The following is a 20,072-nucleotide window of genomic DNA, read 5'->3' as shown; positions in this document are numbered from 1 at the left end:
TGATTGTTGAAGGGAGCTCAGGCTCCCTTTTTGTTTTGGCTATCTTCGCACCCTATTTGTTTACTAAATTCGAGATACACGCATGACACGCTATGTAGGTCGATTCGCCCCATCTCCTTCTGGTCCACTGCATTTTGGTTCACTGATTGCCGCTCTTGGCAGTTATTTTCAAGCGAAAGCACAAAACGGAGCTTGGTTAGTACGTATTGAGGACTTAGACCCACCAAGAGAAATGCCAGGTGCAGCGCAACTTATCCTAGAGGCACTCAAGGCCTATCAGCTGCATTGGGATGGAGAAGTGGTATACCAGAGCGAACGTCACGACCTTTACCAAGCTCAAATAAACAAATGGCTCGAAAATGGAGAAGCCTATTATTGCCAATGTACTCGTAAGCAAATTAAAGAGCATGGCGGTTTTTATCCTGGCACTTGCCGCGATAAAAACTTGAAAGACGGCGCGATTCGCCTAAAAATGACCAAGCCTGTCGCTCATTTCCTCGACCAAAAGCAGGGAACCATTACGATTCCAGAGCAACTCGTTAATGAAGATTTCATTATTAAACGTCGAGATGGATTATTTGCTTATAATCTTGCGGTAGTATTAGACGACATCGACCAAGGCGTCACAGAAGTCGTGCGAGGTGCAGACTTAATCGAGCCGACAGGGCGTCAAATTAGCCTGTACCAAATACTTGGTCAGCCTGAAGTTAGCTACTTGCATTTACCATTGGCGATGGACAACAACGGCAATAAATTGTCGAAACAAAATCACGCGACGGCTATTGATATAGATACACCAAAACCTACTCTATTGCGCGCCATGACATTTTTAGGTTTCGAGATACCTGAAACCGTAAGGGCGGCCAACATAGAAGATATTCTTCGTTGGGGCTGCGAAAACTGGCGGTTGGAACAGCTTCCAGCAGAGATCGAGATCACACCGTGATTCTCAAATGGCATTGTGTAGGCTATCATTAGCCGCAAATTAGGCCCTAGAGGCGTATAAAACTAACCAAAGCAAGATTGGATTAAACCCAGTTATTGCCAGATGCACATGAATACAAACGACTATACACCAAGCGAACCTGCCACAATTCCAGAGCTCGCTCTCAATGTAATAACTCGTGAAGAGCACAACATTTCGCGTAAGCAGATCAGTGATAATGCGCTGAAGGTACTGTACCGCCTAAATGGTGCTGGTTTCGATGCTTTTCTTGTGGGTGGCGGGGTTCGAGACTTACTGCTTGGACAAAAACCAAAAGATTTTGACATTGCGACCAACGCAACGCCGGAACAGATCAAACAGCTATTTCGTAACTGCCGTTTGATTGGTCGCCGCTTCCGCTTGGCTCATATTATGTTTGGCCGAGACATCATTGAGGTTGCGACATTCCGTGGTCACCACCAAGAGCAAAAGAATAAGAGCATTTCTCAGCAATCAAAAGAGGGTATGCTGCTGCGTGACAACGTCTACGGCACCATCGATGAAGATGCTGAGCGCCGTGATTTCACGATTAACTCGATGTACTACAACATCGCAGATTACTCGATTCACGACTACGCACGTGGTATTGAAGATTTAGAAGATCGCCTAATTCGACTGATTGGTGATCCAGAAACACGCTACCGTGAAGACCCTGTGCGCATGCTGCGTGCGGTTCGTTTCGCGGTAAAACTAGACTTCGATATTGAAGAAGACACCGCAGCGCCAATCGAACACATGGCACCGTTGCTCGGTGACATTCCGTCAGCGCGTCTTTTTGAAGAGTCACTCAAATTATTGCAATCCGGTCATGGCTTAGAAACCTACCACCTACTGCGTGAGTACAACCTATTCCAACAACTATTCCCGACGATTGCAGCGCACTTTACAGAAGATTACTCCTCTCACACTGAGCAGATGTTGGATCTTGTCCTAGATTCTACCGACATGCGCATCGAAGATGGGAAACGCATCAATCCAGCATTTATGTTTGCTGCAATGCTGTGGTACCCACTGTGTGCGAAAGCCGATGAACTGATGGAAGAGCGCAACTTAGGCCATTACGACGCCATTATGGAAGCGAGCAACATCATTCTTGACGAGCAAGTTCGCACAATTGCCATTCCAAGACGCCACACGGCAACCATTCGCGAGATTTGGCAGTTACAGCTTCGTCTTCCACGACGTAACGGTAAACGTGCATTCCGTCTTATGGAGCTCAATAAATTTAGAGCTGGCTTTGATTTTCTTGAAATGCGCGGTGAAATTGAAGGTGGTGACACTCAGAAGCTTGCCAAGTGGTGGGAAACTTTTCAAAATGCAGGCCGAGAAATGCGTCAAGCAATGGCTGCCGACTTAGACGGTCAATCACCGAAAACAGGCCAGCGCCGCCGTAAAACTTATCGCAAGAAAAAGAGTAAGCCCAAATCATGATTACAGCGTACATTGCGGTAGGCAGTAACTTGGCTGATCCTGTCAGCCAAGCGAAGCAAGCGATTGAAACATTAAAAACGCTGCCTAAATCAGAGTTTGTTCAAGCTTCTTCGCTATACAGCAGCACGCCAATGGGGCCACAAAACCAACCGGATTACATCAATGCGGTTGTGTCTATTAACACCAGTTTGACGCCTATTGAATTGCTCAATTGCACACAAGCCATAGAGCAAGAACAAGGGCGTGTCCGTAAAGACGAACGCTGGGGACCAAGAACCTTGGACCTCGACATTGTGCTTTATGGCAATGAGGTGATTAATTCCGAGAGGCTGATCGTTCCTCATTATGGAATGAAAGAGCGTGAATTCGTACTCTACCCTCTTGCGGAAATTGCACCAAGTTTACAACTCCCTGATGGGACCGAGGTCTCTAAACTACTGGAACAAGTAGATAGAAACGGCCTCAGTATCTGGCAGTCATAGCCAACTCCTAGTAAGGATAAAACCATGAAAAAAATGACCATCAACGACCTAATCAAGTGGAAGCAAGAAGGTCGTAAATTTGCTACTTCAACCGCTTATGATGCGAGCTTTGCCCAACTGTTTGAAAGCCAAGAAATGCCAGTACTTCTTGTTGGTGATTCTCTAGGTATGGTTTTGCAAGGTCACAACGATACTCTGCCAGTAACGGTCGATGATATCGCTTACCATACTCGTTGCGTACGCGCTGGTAGCCCAAATTGTTTGTTGATGGCAGACATGCCATTCATGAGCTACACCACCCCAGAGCAAGCTTGCGAAAATGCGGCTAAACTGATGCGTGCTGGTGCCAATATGGTAAAAATTGAAGGTGGTGACTGGCTTGTCGACACGGTGAAAATGCTCACTGAACGATCAGTTCCAGTTTGTGCTCATCTTGGTTTAACTCCTCAAGCTGTTAATATTTTTGGTGGTTACAAAATCCAAGGTCGCGATCAAGAAAAAGCAGACCGCATGGTAAAAGACGCATTAGCGCTGCAAGAAGCAGGCGCTCAAATCGTCTTACTAGAATGCGTACCAGCTGAGCTTGCTGAACGTATTACGCAAGTGCTTGACGTTCCTGTTATCGGTATTGGTGCAGGTAACGTAACAGATGGTCAAATTCTCGTAATGCATGATATGTTTGGTATTTCTGCCAACTACATGCCGAAATTCTCCAAAAACTTTCTTGCTGAAACAGGTGATATGCGCAAAGCCGTTACTAAATACATTGAAGATGTAGCCAACGGTGTATTCCCAGACGACGCTCATACCATTGCCTAGAGGATAAATGCATGCAAACTTTTGCGGAAATCTCAGCAGTTCGTGAACACCTTAAAACCTTTAAACGTGAAGGTCGTAAAGTGGCGTTTGTCCCTACCATGGGCAACCTTCACGAAGGCCACTTAACTTTAGTGCGTAAAGCACGCGAATACGCTGATATCGTTGTCGTAAGCATCTTTGTTAATCCGATGCAGTTTGATCGTGCAGACGATTTAAATAATTACCCACGCACGCTAGAGGAAGACTTAAGCAAGTTAACCTCTGAAGGGGTCGATGTGGTATTTACGCCAACACCAGAAGTTATCTACCCTGAAGGTCTGGATAAGCAAACCTTCGTCGATGTCCCTGGCCTATCAACAATTCTCGAAGGCGCGTCTCGACCAGGTCATTTCCGTGGCGTGACGACGATTGTGAATAAGCTGTTTAACATCGTACAACCGGATGTCGCGTGCTTCGGCGAGAAGGACTTCCAACAACTTGCTGTTATCCGCAAGATGGTTGATGACCTAGCAATGGACATTGAAATCATCGGTGTACCAACCGTACGTGAAATGGACGGTTTAGCAATGAGTTCACGCAATGGCTTGCTTACGCTGGACGAGCGTCAACGTGCGCCTGTACTTGCTCGTACAATGCGTTGGATCAGCAGTGCCATTCGCGGTGGCCGCGATGACTACGCATCGATCATCGAAGATGCAAGCGACCAACTTCGAGCTGCAGGTCTGCACCCTGATGAGATCTTCATTCGTGATGCTCGTACATTACAAGTGATCACACCAGAAACGACACAAGCTGTCATTCTGATGTCTGCGTTCCTAGGCAAGGCTCGTCTTATCGATAACCAAACGGTAGATATGGTTGTCGAAGCGAAGGAAGAAGCTGAATCTAACAATACAAACTCAGAGAGCGCAGAGTAAGCTCTGAGTCATAAAAGTAAAAAGGTCGACTCTTAGTCGACCTTTTTTATACTCTACGTATAGACGCAATCTAACCCTTCAGGGCGAGTTTTAAACCGCTTGTGCAGCCACATCCACGCTGGAATATCACGTTTTATCATTTTCTCAAGCTCTTGGTTCAAGATGCTTGCCGCTTTAACCGCATTACGTCTCTCGAAACGCTCGCTAATGTCTTTTCCAATGTACAGCGTGTAATGGTGATTTTTACTCACTGTAACGCCAGATATAACCGCGCACTTTGTTGCATCAATGAGAACACTAGACCCGACTGTACTCGCCGCTTGTTCAACAGCAAAAAACGGCGCAAAAACAGAATGGCTAACGCCATAATCATGGTCGGGCAAATACCAAAGTCGATGACCACTCTTCAGAACTTTGAGCATTGATTTCACGTCTTTTCGATCAATCATTTGATGTCCAAAACGAGTTCGACCTCGATGTTGAATAAACTCATAAGCAGGATTCGAATTTGGGCGATAAACGCCATAGCCTTGGGCAAACTGGCTAAAAATACGAGCGGTTATCTCCAAGTTTAAATGGTGACTGCACACCACCAACACACCACGTCCATTCTTTTCCTCAGCGAGTAAACGATCTTTTCCAACAATAGAGGTTATCCGACGTATCCGCCAATCTGGCCAAAACCAAGCGATACCGGTTTCGATGATCGCCATACCAGTATATTGAAAGTTTTTTCGTACTACGTCCTTACATTGCCAATCCGTAAAATCAGGGAAACACAGCTGGAGATTACGCAGAGCGATCTTGTATCGGCGCTTCATTACATGCATCGCAATACAGCCGATGCTTCTACCTAAGATTCGCAATACTACGTATGGCAGTACATTAACAAGAATCGCTAAAGATCCAAATGCCAACCATACAGACCAATATTTGGGCTTAAGTAACTGATAGGAGAAAGGCGGCGGCGGGACAATATTCATAGGATCACTCATTTATTACAAATGATTGAAACCTACCATGATAAAAACCGAAAAATTGTAAGGGTATGTATTGTTATGCACGCGAAAGAGCAGCGTGAATCGCCGCTCTTTGCTTTATGAGAATGGCTTAGCTTCTTAGCCCAATCCCTTTGGTTACTAGATAATGCGCAATGGCATACAGTGCAACAACAAATACTGCAAGTACACTAAATGAAGTGACAATGCCCACATCCGAGACACCTAAAAAGCCGTAGCGGAACGCATTCACCATGTAGACGATTGGGTTGATCTTAGAAACGCCTTGCCAAAATTCAGGCAGCAGACTAATCGAATAAAAGACTCCTCCCAAGTAAGTTAAAGGAGTCAATACAAACGTAGGGATGATCGAAATATCGTCAAACGTTTTTGCGTAAACCGCATTGATCAAGCCACCGAGAGCAAATACCACCGACGTCATGAAGACAGTCGCGACAATAATGCCCCAGTGCTCCACTTGCAAATCAACGAACAAAAGTGACACACAAGTAACAATTGCACCGACCAACAAACCTCGAGTCACGCCGCCCATCACGTAGCCAGCAATAATCACATAGTTTGGTACCGGTGCCACCAGCAGTTCTTCAATGTTCTTCTGTAGCTTTGCACTAAAGAATGACGACGCCACGTTCGAGTATGAGTTGGTGATCACCGACATCATGATCAAACCTGGAACAATGTACTCCATGTAACTAAAGCCGCTCATCTCACCAATTCGAGAGCCAATAAGATTGCCGAAAATGATGAAGTACAACGTCATCGTAATGGCTGGCGGCACTAAGGTTTGCACCCAAATACGTGTAAAGCGAGTGACTTCTTTGCTCAGCAAGCTGCGAAATGCCGTCCAATATAAACCGTACATTTAATTACTCCCCTCTCTTACAATGCTGACAAACAACTCTTCAAGTCGGTTGGCTTTGTTACGCATTGAGAGAACTTTAATGCCATGCTCTGTTAACTGACTGAATACCGAATTCAATCCTTGGCTTTTATCTAGTTCTATCTCTAAAGAGCCATCAACAATACTTTGTCGATTAACACCTTCAAGCTCAGGCACCTCGACTTCTGACTCAATATCCAAGATAAATGTCTCGACGCTTAGCTTACCTAGTAACGCCTTCATGGTGGTATTTTCAATCAGCTCACCACGATTAATAATGCCGATATTTCGACACAGCATCTCCGCTTCTTCTAGGTAGTGTGTCGTTAAAATAATCGTAATTCCTTGCTCTTGGTTGATCTCTTTCAGAAACCCCCACATTGAGCGGCGTAGTTCAATATCCACTCCAGCCGTTGGTTCATCTAAAATGAGTAATTGCGGCTCGTGCATCAAAGCTCTTGCGATCATTAAACGACGCTTCATCCCACCGGATAGGTTACGAGCACGCTCTTGGCGTTTTTCCCATAAATCCAATTTTTTCAGGTATTTTTCTGCTCTTTCTTTGGCTAATACTTTAGACACACCGTAATAGCCAGCTTGCTGCATCACAATTTGCTCAACGGTTTCAAACTGGTTGAAGTTGAACTCCTGTGGCACCAAGCCTAAATTCTGCTTGGCCAATTCGAGGTCGGTATCAATGTCATAACCGAAAACTTTCGTCGTTCCGGAGGTTTTATTCACTAAGGAGGAAATGATGCCAATCGTGGTCGATTTTCCTGCACCATTGGGACCCAGAAGCGCGTAGAAGTCACCCTTTTTCACTTGGAGACTTATACCTTTTAACGCCTCAAAGCCACCTGCATACGTCTTGCGCAATTGTTCAATTTCTAATGCGTACATAAGGTCTTGATTGCCGTTTGTTTGTGATTACTAATACCGACTCATATTTAGCAGCGGTTTACTACAAAATCGCCTTGGGTATCGTACTGGAGGTCCATCAGTTTATCGTTGAATAACGATGATTACAAATAAACCTTTCGATAATATTGGAAATATAACCCTTACCTCGTAAAGGTTATCTCTAAGTAAGACAAAATAGAGCATAAAAAAACGCAACAGGAAACTGTTGCGTTTTTAACTGTCAGAATGATTACGCCGTTATGCGCTGATACTGGTCTGCCTCAACATGTGCCACCGCCGCATTCAATGCTTCGTAACGGAATTGGTACATATTTTCATCCGGGACAAGGTCAATCACATGGAATTTCTCTAGCTGTTCTCGTGTTCGCTCATTCGGGCATAATAAATACACGGCACAATTGGCATCGAGAGCATCCTTAATCGCATTCTCTAACGCCAAACCGACGGTTACATCAATCATTGGTACATCCGTAAGATCGAGAATCATCACGTCATAGTCCGAAATACTAGAGTGCTGACGTGAAATGGCTTTAGAAACACTAAAGATCATCGGACCGGAAAGATAAAAGAACAGCACTTTACCATTAGCACGATCCAACAAACCACGCTCGCTGTCAGTCAGCGGCACATCATCTTCATCCGCGTCGCTGATCGCTTTTACTTGTCGCGCCTGCTCTCGGCTCAAACGCTCGATGATGATAATGTTCGAGATAAAGACGCCTAAACCCACCGCAACGATAAGATCAACGAATACTGTAAGCAACATAACGCCATACATCACCGCCATTCCGGAAAAGCTTACCTTATGTGCCCTCTGAATAAAGCTCCAGTCTAGGATGTTAAAGCCAACATACACCGCAATGCCTGCTAACACAGCCATCGGGATTGGCTCTGTTAATCCGCCAGCAACCAGTACAACCAACGCCAACATTAGTGCACGAATCACACCAGATAATGGCGAACGAGCCCCAACTTGGATATTCGTTACCGTCCCCATGGTAGCCCCCGCCCCCGGCAGCGCACCAAACAAGCCTGAGATCATGTTAGCTAACCCTTGACCTCGCAGCTCTTTATCTGAGTCGTGTTCTTTACGAGTTAATGAGTCACCGATAACCGCCGTTAACAAAGTATCAATACAACCTAATGTGCCTAGCACTAATGCATCAATGACCATCTCGACAAACATATCTGTGTCAATATAAGGGGCGACGAGAGAAGGTAACCCAGCAGGAATTTCACCGATACGACGAATATCTTCTGTATCAAAGAGAATCACAGACAATAAAGTCACCGCGACCAATGCCACGAGCTGTGCAGGAACGTATTTACGATATTGCTTAGGGAAGAAAAAAAGAATCCCCAAAGTCAGTAGTCCCAAAAACAACTCACTGAACTTAAGGTTAGAAATGGTCTCCGGCAAAGCAGATAACGTTCCGAGTACTCCCCCTGAAGGCGCAGCATGCCCCATCAAAGGCGATAACTGCAGAATGATAAGAATCACACCTATGCCAGACATAAAACCGGAAATAACGCTGTAAGGCATCAAGGTAACGTATTTACCCAGTTTTAATGTCCCCAATAGGATTTGGAACGCGCCAGCCATCATGACAACCGTGAAAGTCATAGCCATGCCCGTTTCTGGGTATTTCGCCATCATACTGGTTAATACTGCGGTCATGATTACCGTCATTGGCCCTGTCGGTTCTGATATTAACGTATTAGAACCACCAAATAACGAGGCAAACAAACCGACCATTATTGCCCCCCAAAGGCCGGCCTCAGCCCCGGCTCCGGATGCAACACCAAACGCTAACGCCAGAGGGAGAGAGATAATCGCCGTGGTTACCCCGCCAAATACATCCCCTTTGAAATTGATATCTTCAAAACGACTACCGAACACTGCTGATTTTCCCTGCATTCAATTTTAAAAAGTAAAATATCACTACTTTAACGAGCTAGGCGAAAATTTAAACCATAAATAGATTAAGGCTAAATTCACACCACAAATAGTTTCACCAGATTTTACTTTTTTCTTAATGAAAACTAGTCAGATGAGTCCTATCTGACGAATATTTAACGAGATCGAAATTGTAACATTGTGTATAGTTACAACACTGATCGCTTGCATGTGCACACAAACAGCAGCAGCGATTTTGTCTTTTAAGGGAAGTAGTTTGCAAAATGCCGGAAATAAAACAGTTATTTGAAAACAATTCGAAATGGTCTCAAGAGATCAAATCTGATCGACCTGAATACTTCGCAAAACTCGCTGAGGGGCAAAAGCCTGATTTTCTTTGGATTGGCTGCTCTGATAGCCGCGTTCCTGCCGAGCGACTAACCGGGCTATACTCAGGTGAACTCTTTGTTCATCGGAATGTTGCAAACCAAGTTATCCATACTGATCTCAACTGTCTATCTGTCGTCCAGTACGCCGTAGACGTTCTTAAGGTTAAACACATCATTGTCTGTGGACACTATGGATGTGGTGGCGTAAATGCAGCCATTGATAACCCTAAGCTAGGTCTTATTAATAATTGGCTGTTACATATCAGAGATATCTATTTCAAACACCGCACATACCTAGATCAAATGCCGCAACAAGATCGAGCGGATAAACTAGGCGAGCTTAATGTTGCAGAGCAAGTGTACAACTTGGGTAACTCAACCATCCTGCAAAACGCTTGGGAGCGTGGGCAAGATGTTGAAATTCATGGTGTGGTATACGGAATTGAAGATGGTCGCTTAGAGTACTTAGGCATTCGTTCTAACTCTAAGGAAACCGTAGAAGCGTCTTACCAGAAAGCTCTTTCGACGATTCTAAATACAGACAACAAGCTCCTTTGTCGCTAAGTCATATCTAAAAGTTGAACGAAAAACGCCCATCTTAGATGGGCGTTTTTTATATTTTTAATGCTGAACTCAATGATTATTCTTGAGGTACAACTTTACCGATGTATGGTAAGTGGCGGTATTTCTGCGCGTAATCAATACCCACCCCAACGACAAATTCATCTGGAATTTCGAAACCAATCCAATCCACAGGAACATTCACTTCACGACGAGATGGCTTATCTAGGAGCGTACAAATAGCGATAGACTTCGGCTCACGTAGCGAAAGAATCTCACGGATTTTATTTAGTGTGTTACCAGTGTCAATGATGTCTTCAACAAGCAGAATGTCTTTACCTTTGATGTCATCATCCAAATCTTTCAAGATACGAACGTCACGTGAGCTTTCCATCGTATTGCCGTAGCTTGACGCAGTCATAAAATCAACTTGGTGAGTCAGTTCGATAGCACGTGCCAAGTCTGCCATAAATACAAATGAGCCACGCAATAAGCCTACCAACACAAGATCTTCACTACCTTGATAACGCTCTGTAATTTGTTTGCCTAATTCACGAACTCGCTCCTGAACTTCTTGCTCAGAAATCATGACTTCTATTGTATGTTTCATACTGTGCTCAATCTAAATTTGTGGGTTGAGGTAAGTCGCACGCAAACGATCACCTAATCTTACGGCGTGTAGTGTATCACCACGTTCATTGGGTTGAAAGTCGCATCCTGTTGCCAAAAAATCTTGGAAGAAGGTCTTAGTTTTATAAAGTTCATAGCTAAATTTATCAATAATAATGACATTACTGTATATAAATTGTTCTACAGATGTTGACCTTGTGCATATGCACCATTACACTCATCACTGCTTTAAGCAACTATTAAAATAATCAATTAGGGGGTTACCCCCAATATCAACTCAAATGGCAAGGAAAATGGATATGGACTCAATTGCAAAGAGACCTAGAACTAGGCTTTCTCCAATTAAGCGTAAGCAACAGTTAATGGAAATCGCATTGGAAGTATTTGCGCGCCGCGGCATCGGTCGTGGTGGTCACGCAGATATCGCAGAAATTGCTCAAGTTTCTGTGGCGACTGTTTTTAACTACTTCCCTACACGCGAAGACTTGGTGGATGAAGTTCTCAATCACGTCGTACGTCAGTTCTCAAACTTCCTATCTGATAACATAGACCTAGACTTACACGCACGTGAAAACATCGCCAATATTACTAATGCGATGATCGAGCTTGTCAGCCAAGACTGTCACTGGCTAAAAGTATGGTTCGAGTGGAGTGCTTCAACACGTGACGAAGTATGGCCATTGTTTGTTTCAACTAACCGCACTAACCAGCTGCTAGTACAAAACATGTTCATTAAAGCAATTGAACGCGGTGAGGTGTGTGACCAGCACGATTCAGAACACTTGGCAAACCTGTTCCACGGTATTTGTTACTCACTGTTTGTCCAAGCGAACCGCGCTAAAGGTGAAGCGGAACTGAAACATCTAGTGAATTCATACTTAGATATGCTTTGCATTTACAACCGTGAACACTAAAGCTTAACTCGTGATATATGTCAGCCCACCGTTTGGTGGGCTTTTTATTGTCTACTGTCAGATCAGCACACATTTATATTTCTATATAACAAGCATAAAAAAACCGCTGCACTGCAGCGGCTTCTATCATTCAGTCAGAAAAAGCTTACTTCTTCTTAACTGCTTTTTTGTTTGGCAGGTCAGTGATTGAACCTTCAAATACTTCAGCAGCTAGACCTACAGACTCGTGTAGAGTTGGGTGAGCGTGGATAGTCAGAGCGATATCTTCTGCATCACAGCCCATCTCAATTGCAAGGCCGATTTCACCAAGTAGTTCACCACCGTTAGTACCAACGATAGCACCACCGATTACGCGGTGAGTTTCTTTGTCGAAGATTAGCTTAGTCATACCGTCTGCGCAGTCAGATGCGATTGCACGACCTGATGCTGCCCATGGGAATGTTGCTACTTCGTACTTGATGCCTTCTTCTTTCGCTTCTTTTTCAGTCTTACCAACCCAAGCCACTTCTGGCTCAGTGTACGCAATTGAAGGGATAACTTTAGGGTCGAAGTAGTGCTTCTTACCAGAGATAACTTCAGCAGCTACGTGACCTTCATGCACACCTTTGTGAGCAAGCATTGGTTGACCAACGATATCACCGATCGCGAAGATGTGAGGAACGTTAGTACGCATTTGCTTATCAACGTTGATGAAGCCGCGCTCGTCAATTTCTAGACCCGCTTTTTCACCGTCGATTAGCTTACCATTTGGTACACGACCGATAGCAACTAGAACCGCATCGTAACGCTCAGCTTCAGCTGGTGCTTTCTTGCCTTCCATTGAAACGTAGATACCGTCTTCTTTTGCTTCAACTGCTGTTACTTTCGTTTCTAGCATTAGCTTGAACTTGTCTTTGATACGCTTAGTAAATACTTTAACGATATCTTTGTCTGCTGCAGGAATTACCTGGTCAAACATTTCAACAACTTCAACTTTAGAACCTAGAGAGTGGTAAACCGTACCCATTTCTAGACCGATGATACCACCGCCCATGATAAGCAGTTTTTCTGGCACTTCTTTTAGTTCAAGAGCGTCAGTAGAGTCCCAAATACGTGGGTCTTCATGCGGGATAAATGGCAGTTTGATTGGACGAGAACCAGCCGCAACGATTGCGTTGTCAAAGTTAACAACTGTTGGCTCACCTTCGCCTTCTACAAGGATAGAGTTAGGGCCAGTGAACTTACCGTAACCGTTAACTACTGTTACGTTACGCATCTTAGCCATACCGCTTAGGCCGCCAGTTAGTTGGTTAACAACTTTTTCTTTCCAGATGCGGATTTTGCTGATGTCTGTTTGAGGCTCACCGAACACAACGCCGTGGTCAGCCATCGCTTTCGCTTCTTCAATTACTTTAGAAACGTGAAGCAGTGCTTTAGATGGGATACAACCCACGTTCAGACATACACCGCCAAGCGTGCTGTAACGTTCAACTAGTACAGTTTCAAGACCTAAGTCCGCACAACGGAATGCAGCGGAGTAACCAGCAGGACCAGAACCAAGTACAACAACTTGGGCTTTAATTTCTTTGCTCATTTTGACCTCTTGTAGTCATTATCCCTAACAGGCTGAGTGGGTATCGATTTTTTATGTTTAAGAGAGATTTGTTTTAAACAGTTATTTTCAGACCGCTAACAGTTTACAGAGATGTTAATGGTGTGAAAAGTAAATCAATTTAGCCTGTGAGCTAGACAACAATTCGATTGTGAAAACCCTGAACGAAGCAAGGCTGATAACCAAATTGTCGGTAATTATGATTAGCAGAGGCGGCTAAGTTGCCGCCTCTCATTCATCTAATTTCTATTACAGAACTAGACGACGAATGTCAGATAGACATGAGTTTAGGTAAGTGATGAAGCGCGCACCTTCAGCACCATCGATCACACGGTGGTCGTATGATAGAGACAGTGGAAGTTGTAGACGCGGTTCGAACTCTTTACCGTTCCATACCGGTTTCATTTCTGACTTAGACACACCTAGGATACCAACTTCTGGCGCGTTTACGATTGGAGTAAATGCCGTACCGCCGATACCGCCTAGGCTAGAGATAGTGAAACAGCCACCTTGCATGTCAGCCGCAGTTAGCTTACCAGCACGTGCTTTCTTAGAAACCGCCATTAGCTCTTCAGATAGCTCGTAGATGCCTTTCTTGTTCACGTCTTTAAATACAGGAACAACTAGACCGTTTGGTGTATCTACCGCGATACCAACATTCACGTATTTCTTCAGAATTAGGCTCTCACCGTCTTCTGATAGAGAAGAGTTGAACGCTGGGAACGCTTCAAGCGCTTTAGCTACCGCTTTCATGATGAACACAAGTGGTGTGATCTTCATGCCAGTGTCTTTCTTCGCTTCAATCGCGTTTTGCTCTTTACGGAATGCTTCAAGAGCCGTGATGTCTGCGTTATCCCACTGTGTAACGTGCGGGATCATTACCCAGTTACGGTGTAGGTTTGCGCCAGAGATCTTCTTAATGCGAGATAGCGGTTGAACTTCTGTCTCACCAAACTTGCTGAAGTCCACTTTTGGCCATGGTAGTAGACCAAGAGCCGCGCCGTCGCCTTTGCCAGATGCTGCTGCACCTGCGCCAGACTCAAGACGCTTAAGTGCATCTTTCACGTAAGCTTGAACGTCTTCTTTTAGGATACGGCTCTTACGACCAGAACCTTTAACCTTAGAAAGATTAACGCCAAATTCACGCGCTAGACGACGAACAACTGGAGACGCGTGAGCGTACTCATCGTTTTCTTTGAAATCGCCAGTCGCTGCTGGAGCTGCTGCCGCTGGAGCTTCTGCTTTAGGAGCCGGAGCTGCAGGTGCTGCCGCTTGAGCTGGAGCTGGAGCTGCTGCAGGAGCAGGTGCTGCACCCGCCACTTCGAATACCATGATTAGTGAGCCAGTAGACACTTTGTCGCCAGCTGCAATCTTGATTTCTTTAACTGTGCCAGCGAATGGTGCAGGAACTTCCATAGAAGCTTTGTCACCTTCAACAGTGATTAGAGATTGCTCTTCTTCCACTGTGTCGCCAACCGCAACCATGATCTCAGTAACTTCAACTTCGTCGCCGCCGATATCTGGAACGTTCACTTCTTTTGCCGCAGACGCTGCTGGAGCTGCTGCCGCAGGAGCTTCAGCTGCCGCTGGTGCTGCTGGAGCGCCTGAACCTGCTGTTTCGAATACCATGATAAGTGAGCCAGTCGATACTTTATCGCCTGCTGCAACTTTGATCTCTTTTAGAGTACCTGCGAATGGCGCTGGAACTTCCATAGAAGCTTTGTCGCCTTCAACAGTTAGAAGAGATTGCTCTTCTTCGATGCTGTCGCCAACGGCAACCATGATTTCAGTAACTTCTACTTCATCACCACCGATGTCTGGTACGTGAACTTCTTTTAGTTCTGCCGCTGCTGCTGGAGCTGGAGCTGCTGCTGGAGCTGCTTCTGCCGCAGGAGCAGGTGCAGCGTCAGCTGCACTCTCGGCTTCGAAAATCATGATTAGAGAACCAGTAGAAACCTTGTCGCCTTCTGCAACTTTGATTTCTTTAACGATACCCGCTTGAGAAGCAGGAACTTCCATAGAAGCTTTATCGCCTTCAACTGTGATCAGAGATTGCTCTTCTTCAACCTTGTCGCCAACGCTTACAAGAATCTCAGTAACTTCAACCTCATCCGCACCGATGTCTGGTACATTAATTTCGATTGCCATTTCTTATCTACCTTCTTAATTAAGCGTATAGCGGGTTTGTTTTCTCTGTGTCGATGTCGAATTTCTTAATTGCTTCTGCAACTACAGATTTCTCAACTTCGCCACGTTTCGCTAGTTCAGTTAGCGCTGCTACTACTACGTAACCTGCGTTCACTTCGAAGTGACGACGTAGGTTTTCACGGCTGTCTGAACGACCGAAGCCATCAGTACCAAGAACTTTGAAAGACTCAGCAGGAATGTATGCACGAACCTGCTCTGCGTAGTTCTTCATGTAGTCAGTTGCTGCGATAGCAGGTTCAGTACCCATTACTGTTTGGATGTAAGGTACTTTCGCTTCCGCTTCTGGGTGAAGCATGTTGAAACGCTCTGCATCTTGGCCATCGCGAGTTAGTTCGTTGAATGACGTTACAGAGTAAACATCAGAAGCAACACCGTAATCTTCGCTTAGGATTTGAGCTGCTTTACGTACTTCATTCATGATAGTACCAGAGCTCATTAGCTGAACTTTCGCTTTGTCGCCCGTGTAAGTTTCTAGCTTGTAGATACCTTTACGGATGCCTTCTTCAGCGCCTTCTGGCATTGCTGGCATTGCGTAGTTTTCGTTCATTAGCGTTAGGTAGTAGAACACGTTTTCTTGTTCTGGACCGTACATGCGACGGATACCGTCTTGCATGATTACAGCTACTTCGTACGCGAACGTTGGGTCGTAAGAAATACAGTTAGGAACCGTACCCGCCAAAATGTGCGAGTGGCCGTCTTCGTGCTGTAGACCTTCACCGTTCAACGTTGTACGACCCGCAGTTGCACCTAGTAGGAAACCACGTGCTTGTTGGTCACCAGCCATCCACGCCATGTCGCCAACACGTTGGAAGCCGAACATTGAGTAGTAGATGTAGAACGGAATCATTGGTAGGTCGTTTGTCGAGTATGAAGTCGCAGCAGCAACCCATGAAGACATAGCACCTAGCTCGTTGATACCTTCTTGTAGAACCTGACCTGAAGTCGCTTCTTTGTAGTAAGAAACAACGCCACGGTCTTCTGGTGTGTATGTTTGGCCGTGCGGGTTGTAGATACCGATTTGACGGAACAGACCTTCCATACCGAATGTACGTGCTTCGTCAGCAATGATAGGAACGATGTTCTTACCAATGTTCTTGTTCTTAAGTAGAACGTTTAGTGCACGTACGAATGCCATAGTAGAAGAGATATCACGCTTCTGTTCTTCTAGTAGTGGCTTGAATTCTTCTAGCTCAGGAACGATGAATTCTTGAGTGAATTTTGGTAGACGCTGTGGCGTGTAGCCGTGTAGCGCTTTACGACGAGCGTGTAGGTATTCGTACTCTTTTGAACCTTCTTCAAGTTTCAGGTACGGAAGTTCTTTCACTGCTTCGTCAGTTAGGATGTCTTGAAGACCTAGACGATCACGTAGGTGTAGTACGTGAGTCATGTCCATCTTCTTAACTTGGTGCGCGATGTTCTTACCTTCAGCCGCTTCACCCATGCCGTAACCTTTAACAGTCTTAGCTAGGATTACTGTTGGACGACCTTTAGTTTCTGCCGCGTTTTTGTATGCCGCGTATAGCTTAGAAGACTCGTGACCACCACGCTTAAGTGCGAAGATTTCGTCATTAGTCATGTCAGCAACAAGTGCAGCTGTCTCTGGGTACTTACCAAAGAAGTGCTCACGTACGTACGCGCCATCTTTTGATTTGAATGTTTGGTAGTCGCCGTCGATCGTTTCATTCATAAGCTGTAGAAGCTTACCAGTCGTATCTTTAGCTAGTAGTGAATCCCAGTTGTTACCCCAGATTACTTTCACTACGTTCCAACCAGCACCTTTGAACAGACCTTCAAGTTCTTGAATGATCTTACCGTTACCCATTACAGGGCCATCTAGACGCTGTAGGTTACAGTTGATTAGGAAGCATAGGTTATCTAGTTTCTCACGCGCAGCAAAAGAGATAGCACCACGTGATTCTGGCTCATCCATCTCACCGTCACCTAGGAACGCGTAAACGCGCTGCTCTGAAGTATCTTTAAGACCACGGCCTTCTAGGTACTTAAGGAAACGAGCTTGGTAGATAGAAGCGATTGGACCTAGGCCCATCGATACTGTCGGGAACTGCCAGAATTCAGGCATCAGTTTAGGGTGCGGGTATGAAGGAATACCTTTGCCGTCTACTTCTTGACGGAAGTTGTCTAGCTGCTCTTCAGTTAGACGACCTTCAACGAATGCACGTGAGTAGATACCTGGTGAAATGTGACCTTGGTAGTAAACTAGGTCGCCACCATCCTTCTCGTTTGGTGCACGGAAGAAGTGGTTGAAACATGTCTCGTAGAACGCAGCAGAAGACTGGAAAGACGCCATGTGGCCGCCTAGCTCTAGGTCTTTCTTAGATGCACGTAGAACGATCATGATAGCGTTCCAACGAATAATTGAGCGAATACGACGCTCAAGTGTTGTGTCACCTGGGTATGCTGGTTCTTGGTCTGCAGGAATCGTGTTGATGTAGTTAGTTGTGATACCTGTTGGCATATCAACACCGTCTAGACGTGCTTTATCTAGAACTTGCTCTAATAGGAATTGAGCACGCTCTAGACCTTCTTCACGTACAACTGACTCAAGCGCTTGTAGCCATTCTTGAGTTTCCAGTGCATCTACGTCATGCTTCATATCAGACATGGCGATCTATCCTTCTGTTGGTTGGATCTACTTATTTAAGTAACGCTCTTACGAGTCATTACCCTGCTGAATTCGACGTAGAGAACGCTCTCGTCGAGACTCTTCTCGAGTCAAATCCAACAATGTTTCTTCGATGTAAGCCAAGTGCGAGTGGGACATTTCTCGCGCCTTTTCAGGCTGACCAGAAACAATCGCATCCACGATATTGGCTCGGTGTTTACTGACTTTCTCGACCGCTTCTGGGCGGCGACGTAGTAATTTAAAATTTTGTAGAATATTTTGCTCAAGCAAAGGTGCTAAGCTTCGAACAATGTGCAACAAAACCACGTTGTGCGCGGCCTCTGTCAAAGCGATCAAAAATTGCATTACTTCCGCAGATTCAGCTTCGATATCGTTGTTTGCTTGCTCTTGGCTAATGCGCTCAAGGCAACCTTGAATACGCGCAAAATCTTCTTCGGTACCACGTAAAGCTGCAAAGTAGGCTGAAATTCCTTCCATCGCATGACGAGACTCAAGCACATCAAGCTGGGTTTCAGAATGACTAGACAACAAATTCAACAAGGGATCTGAAAAGCTCTTCCAGATATTCTCACTTACGAATGTTCCGCCACCTTGGCGACGAGTCAACAAACGCTTCGCTTCCAAGCGTTGAATGGCTTCTCGGACTGAAGGACGAGACACATCGAACTGTTTTGCCAGTTCACGCTCTGGAGGCAGTTGTTGCCCCGGAGACAATGTTCCTTCCACTATCAACCTTTCTAACTCTTGTTCTATAACATCAGAGAGTTTTGGCTGACGAATCCTTTGATAAGCCATAATTTATTGTTCTTCTACTCTTGCAGGTAATTGGTAATACCAATTTTAAGTTGGTGCAGAAATTAACATAATTAAAACGCCACTGTCCAGCCGAAAATTGACCTAAATCATAGAACGAGCTTACTTCCAACACTCTGATAACAATCGACTGTTAAAACAGCAATAGAATTGGTATGACCAATTACATAAAGCATACAAATGGGAAGTCGACGTGCTAGCAGTTTTGGAAAAGAAATACAGAAAATGACAAAATCATCAGTCTATTTATTCACCAAAACGGCATGTACGAGCGTAAAAATGTAGTTAACTTTTAACAATCATTAATATTTCTGGTATCAAAAAAAGGCATACCTGATCGTATGCCTTATTTATTTCGCTTTTTTGAATTTACACTTTCGCTACAAATCAACGCTGTATAAGCAGTCTATATTTCACCCAATCAAAGCTTAGACCAGGATCGCTTTTTCTCAAGGGCGCAATATATTGATGACCGGTAATTCGTGGCGGGGTGATTTGAGGATAAGATTGCATAATCACCTCAGTGATCTCTGCAAGTGATTGATATTGCGCTTCTGTGTAGGCAGTAAATTCTGTCCCTTCAAGCTCGATACCAATGGAATAATCATTACAACGCTTCCTGCCCGCGAAACTGGATTGACCGGCATGCCATGCTCTATCGAGAAAAGAAACAAATTGAACAACCTCGCCGTTTCTTTTAATCAAGCAATGTGCAGAAACGCCCATTTTGTGAATAACTTCAAAAAATGGATGTGCATTTGGGTCTAGCTTGCCAGTGAAGAAGTCCTCAATATACGTTCCACCAAACTGCCCAGGAGGCAAACTGATGTTGTGTACCACCAGCAGAGAGATGTCGTTTGTATCAGAGCGAGCATCAAAAAATGGTGACGGAACATGCTTTGCCTGTGTCAGCCAGCCATTCTCGATAATTGGGCGCATATCAACCTCTCTACTTTGCAAATTAACTGCTG

At 45.0% G+C, this 20,072-nt stretch carries 17 protein-coding genes; 7 read left to right on the top strand and 10 right to left on the bottom strand.

Annotated elements, in window-relative coordinates:
* The first annotated feature begins 82 nt into the window (after positions 1-82).
* From gluQRS to panC, 5 genes are all read left to right on the top strand, one after another.
* Positions 83-946, top strand: a complete 864-nt coding sequence (gene gluQRS, locus R7Z10_RS15625; RefSeq protein WP_047102653.1) for a tRNA glutamyl-Q(34) synthetase GluQRS — start codon at positions 83-85, stop codon at positions 944-946.
* A 102-nt stretch (positions 947-1,048) separates the two neighbouring features.
* Positions 1,049-2,416 (top strand): polynucleotide adenylyltransferase PcnB, encoded by a 1,368-nt coding sequence (gene pcnB / locus R7Z10_RS15620; protein ID WP_005386589.1) that lies wholly within the window; start codon positions 1,049-1,051, stop codon positions 2,414-2,416.
* Positions 2,413-2,898: a 2-amino-4-hydroxy-6-hydroxymethyldihydropteridine diphosphokinase gene (folK, locus tag R7Z10_RS15615; RefSeq protein WP_213872707.1), complete on the top strand. Its 486-nt coding sequence runs from the start codon at positions 2,413-2,415 to the stop codon at positions 2,896-2,898. The genes pcnB and folK overlap by 4 nt, the downstream gene beginning before the upstream one ends.
* 24 nt (positions 2,899-2,922) lie before the next feature.
* The gene (gene panB, locus R7Z10_RS15610; RefSeq protein ID WP_005386592.1) at positions 2,923-3,717 is read left to right on the top strand and encodes a 3-methyl-2-oxobutanoate hydroxymethyltransferase; all 795 of its coding nucleotides are present in this window, start codon (positions 2,923-2,925) and stop codon (positions 3,715-3,717) included.
* Positions 3,718-3,728: 11 nt separating this feature from the next.
* Positions 3,729-4,634, top strand: a complete 906-nt coding sequence (gene panC / locus R7Z10_RS15605; RefSeq protein WP_005380005.1) for a pantoate--beta-alanine ligase — start codon at positions 3,729-3,731, stop codon at positions 4,632-4,634.
* Positions 4,635-4,687: 53 nt separating this feature from the next.
* On the opposite strand, the gene R7Z10_RS15600 is transcribed toward panC, so the two are convergent.
* The 4 genes from R7Z10_RS15600 to R7Z10_RS15585 form a co-directional block, all read right to left on the bottom strand.
* Positions 4,688-5,617, bottom strand: coding sequence for a Kdo(2)-lipid IV(A) acyltransferase (locus tag R7Z10_RS15600; RefSeq protein ID WP_149192420.1), 930 nt, complete (start codon positions 5,615-5,617; stop codon positions 4,688-4,690).
* A 127-nt stretch (positions 5,618-5,744) separates the two neighbouring features.
* Positions 5,745-6,515: an ABC transporter permease gene (locus R7Z10_RS15595; RefSeq protein WP_005386598.1), complete on the bottom strand. Its 771-nt coding sequence runs from the start codon at positions 6,513-6,515 to the stop codon at positions 5,745-5,747.
* On the bottom strand, positions 6,516-7,433 hold the full coding sequence (locus R7Z10_RS15590; RefSeq protein WP_005380000.1) for an ABC transporter ATP-binding protein: 918 nt from the start codon (positions 7,431-7,433) through the stop codon (positions 6,516-6,518). It abuts the gene before it with no gap.
* A gap of 250 nt (positions 7,434-7,683) precedes the next feature.
* Entirely contained in the window at positions 7,684-9,354 is a 1,671-nt protein-coding gene (locus R7Z10_RS15585) for a SulP family inorganic anion transporter (protein WP_005379997.1), read from the bottom strand.
* 281 nt (positions 9,355-9,635) lie between these two features.
* Here R7Z10_RS15585 and can point away from each other — a divergent pair, with 281 nt between their 5' ends.
* Positions 9,636-10,304, top strand: coding sequence for a carbonate dehydratase (gene can / locus R7Z10_RS15580; RefSeq protein WP_005379996.1), 669 nt, complete (start codon positions 9,636-9,638; stop codon positions 10,302-10,304).
* Positions 10,305-10,380: 76 nt separating this feature from the next.
* Here the strand turns inward: can and hpt are convergent, their stop codons facing one another.
* On the bottom strand, positions 10,381-10,911 hold the full coding sequence (gene hpt / locus R7Z10_RS15575) for a hypoxanthine phosphoribosyltransferase (protein ID WP_005379995.1): 531 nt from the start codon (positions 10,909-10,911) through the stop codon (positions 10,381-10,383).
* Positions 10,912-11,230: 319 nt separating this feature from the next.
* On the opposite strand from hpt, the gene opaR reads away from it, so the two are divergent.
* A complete protein-coding gene (gene opaR, locus R7Z10_RS15570; protein ID WP_005379994.1) occupies positions 11,231-11,845 on the top strand; it encodes a transcriptional regulator OpaR in 615 nt (204 codons plus the stop codon).
* A gap of 145 nt (positions 11,846-11,990) precedes the next feature.
* Here opaR and lpdA read toward each other — a convergent pair whose 3' ends face one another.
* The 5 genes from lpdA to ampD all read right to left on the bottom strand — a co-directional run bounded on the left by lpdA (position 11,991) and on the right by ampD (position 20,040).
* On the bottom strand, positions 11,991-13,418 hold the full coding sequence (gene lpdA, locus R7Z10_RS15565; RefSeq protein WP_005379993.1) for a dihydrolipoyl dehydrogenase: 1,428 nt from the start codon (positions 13,416-13,418) through the stop codon (positions 11,991-11,993).
* Between the two features lie 267 nt (positions 13,419-13,685).
* A complete protein-coding gene (aceF, locus tag R7Z10_RS15560) occupies positions 13,686-15,584 on the bottom strand; it encodes a pyruvate dehydrogenase complex dihydrolipoyllysine-residue acetyltransferase (protein ID WP_171345769.1) in 1,899 nt (632 codons plus the stop codon).
* Positions 15,585-15,603: 19 nt separating this feature from the next.
* Positions 15,604-18,267 carry a pyruvate dehydrogenase (acetyl-transferring), homodimeric type gene (gene aceE, locus R7Z10_RS15555; protein ID WP_318105232.1) on the bottom strand — a complete coding sequence of 888 codons (2,664 nt, stop codon included), beginning with the start codon at positions 18,265-18,267 and terminating at the stop codon, positions 15,604-15,606.
* A gap of 48 nt (positions 18,268-18,315) precedes the next feature.
* The gene (gene pdhR / locus R7Z10_RS15550) at positions 18,316-19,083 is read right to left on the bottom strand and encodes a pyruvate dehydrogenase complex transcriptional repressor PdhR (RefSeq protein WP_005379989.1); all 768 of its coding nucleotides are present in this window, start codon (positions 19,081-19,083) and stop codon (positions 18,316-18,318) included.
* Between the two features lie 405 nt (positions 19,084-19,488).
* Complete coding sequence (ampD, locus tag R7Z10_RS15545) at positions 19,489-20,040, bottom strand: 1,6-anhydro-N-acetylmuramyl-L-alanine amidase AmpD (protein WP_318105229.1); 552 nt, start codon at positions 20,038-20,040, stop codon at positions 19,489-19,491.
* Positions 20,041-20,072 lie beyond the last annotated feature (32 nt).

The sequence above is a fragment of the Vibrio sp. Vb1018 genome (assembly GCF_033338775.1).
GTDB lineage: Bacteria > Pseudomonadota > Gammaproteobacteria > Enterobacterales > Vibrionaceae > Vibrio > Vibrio alginolyticus.
The sequence above is the reverse complement of the archived record's forward strand: the minus strand, read 5'-3'. Positions and strand labels throughout refer to the sequence as shown.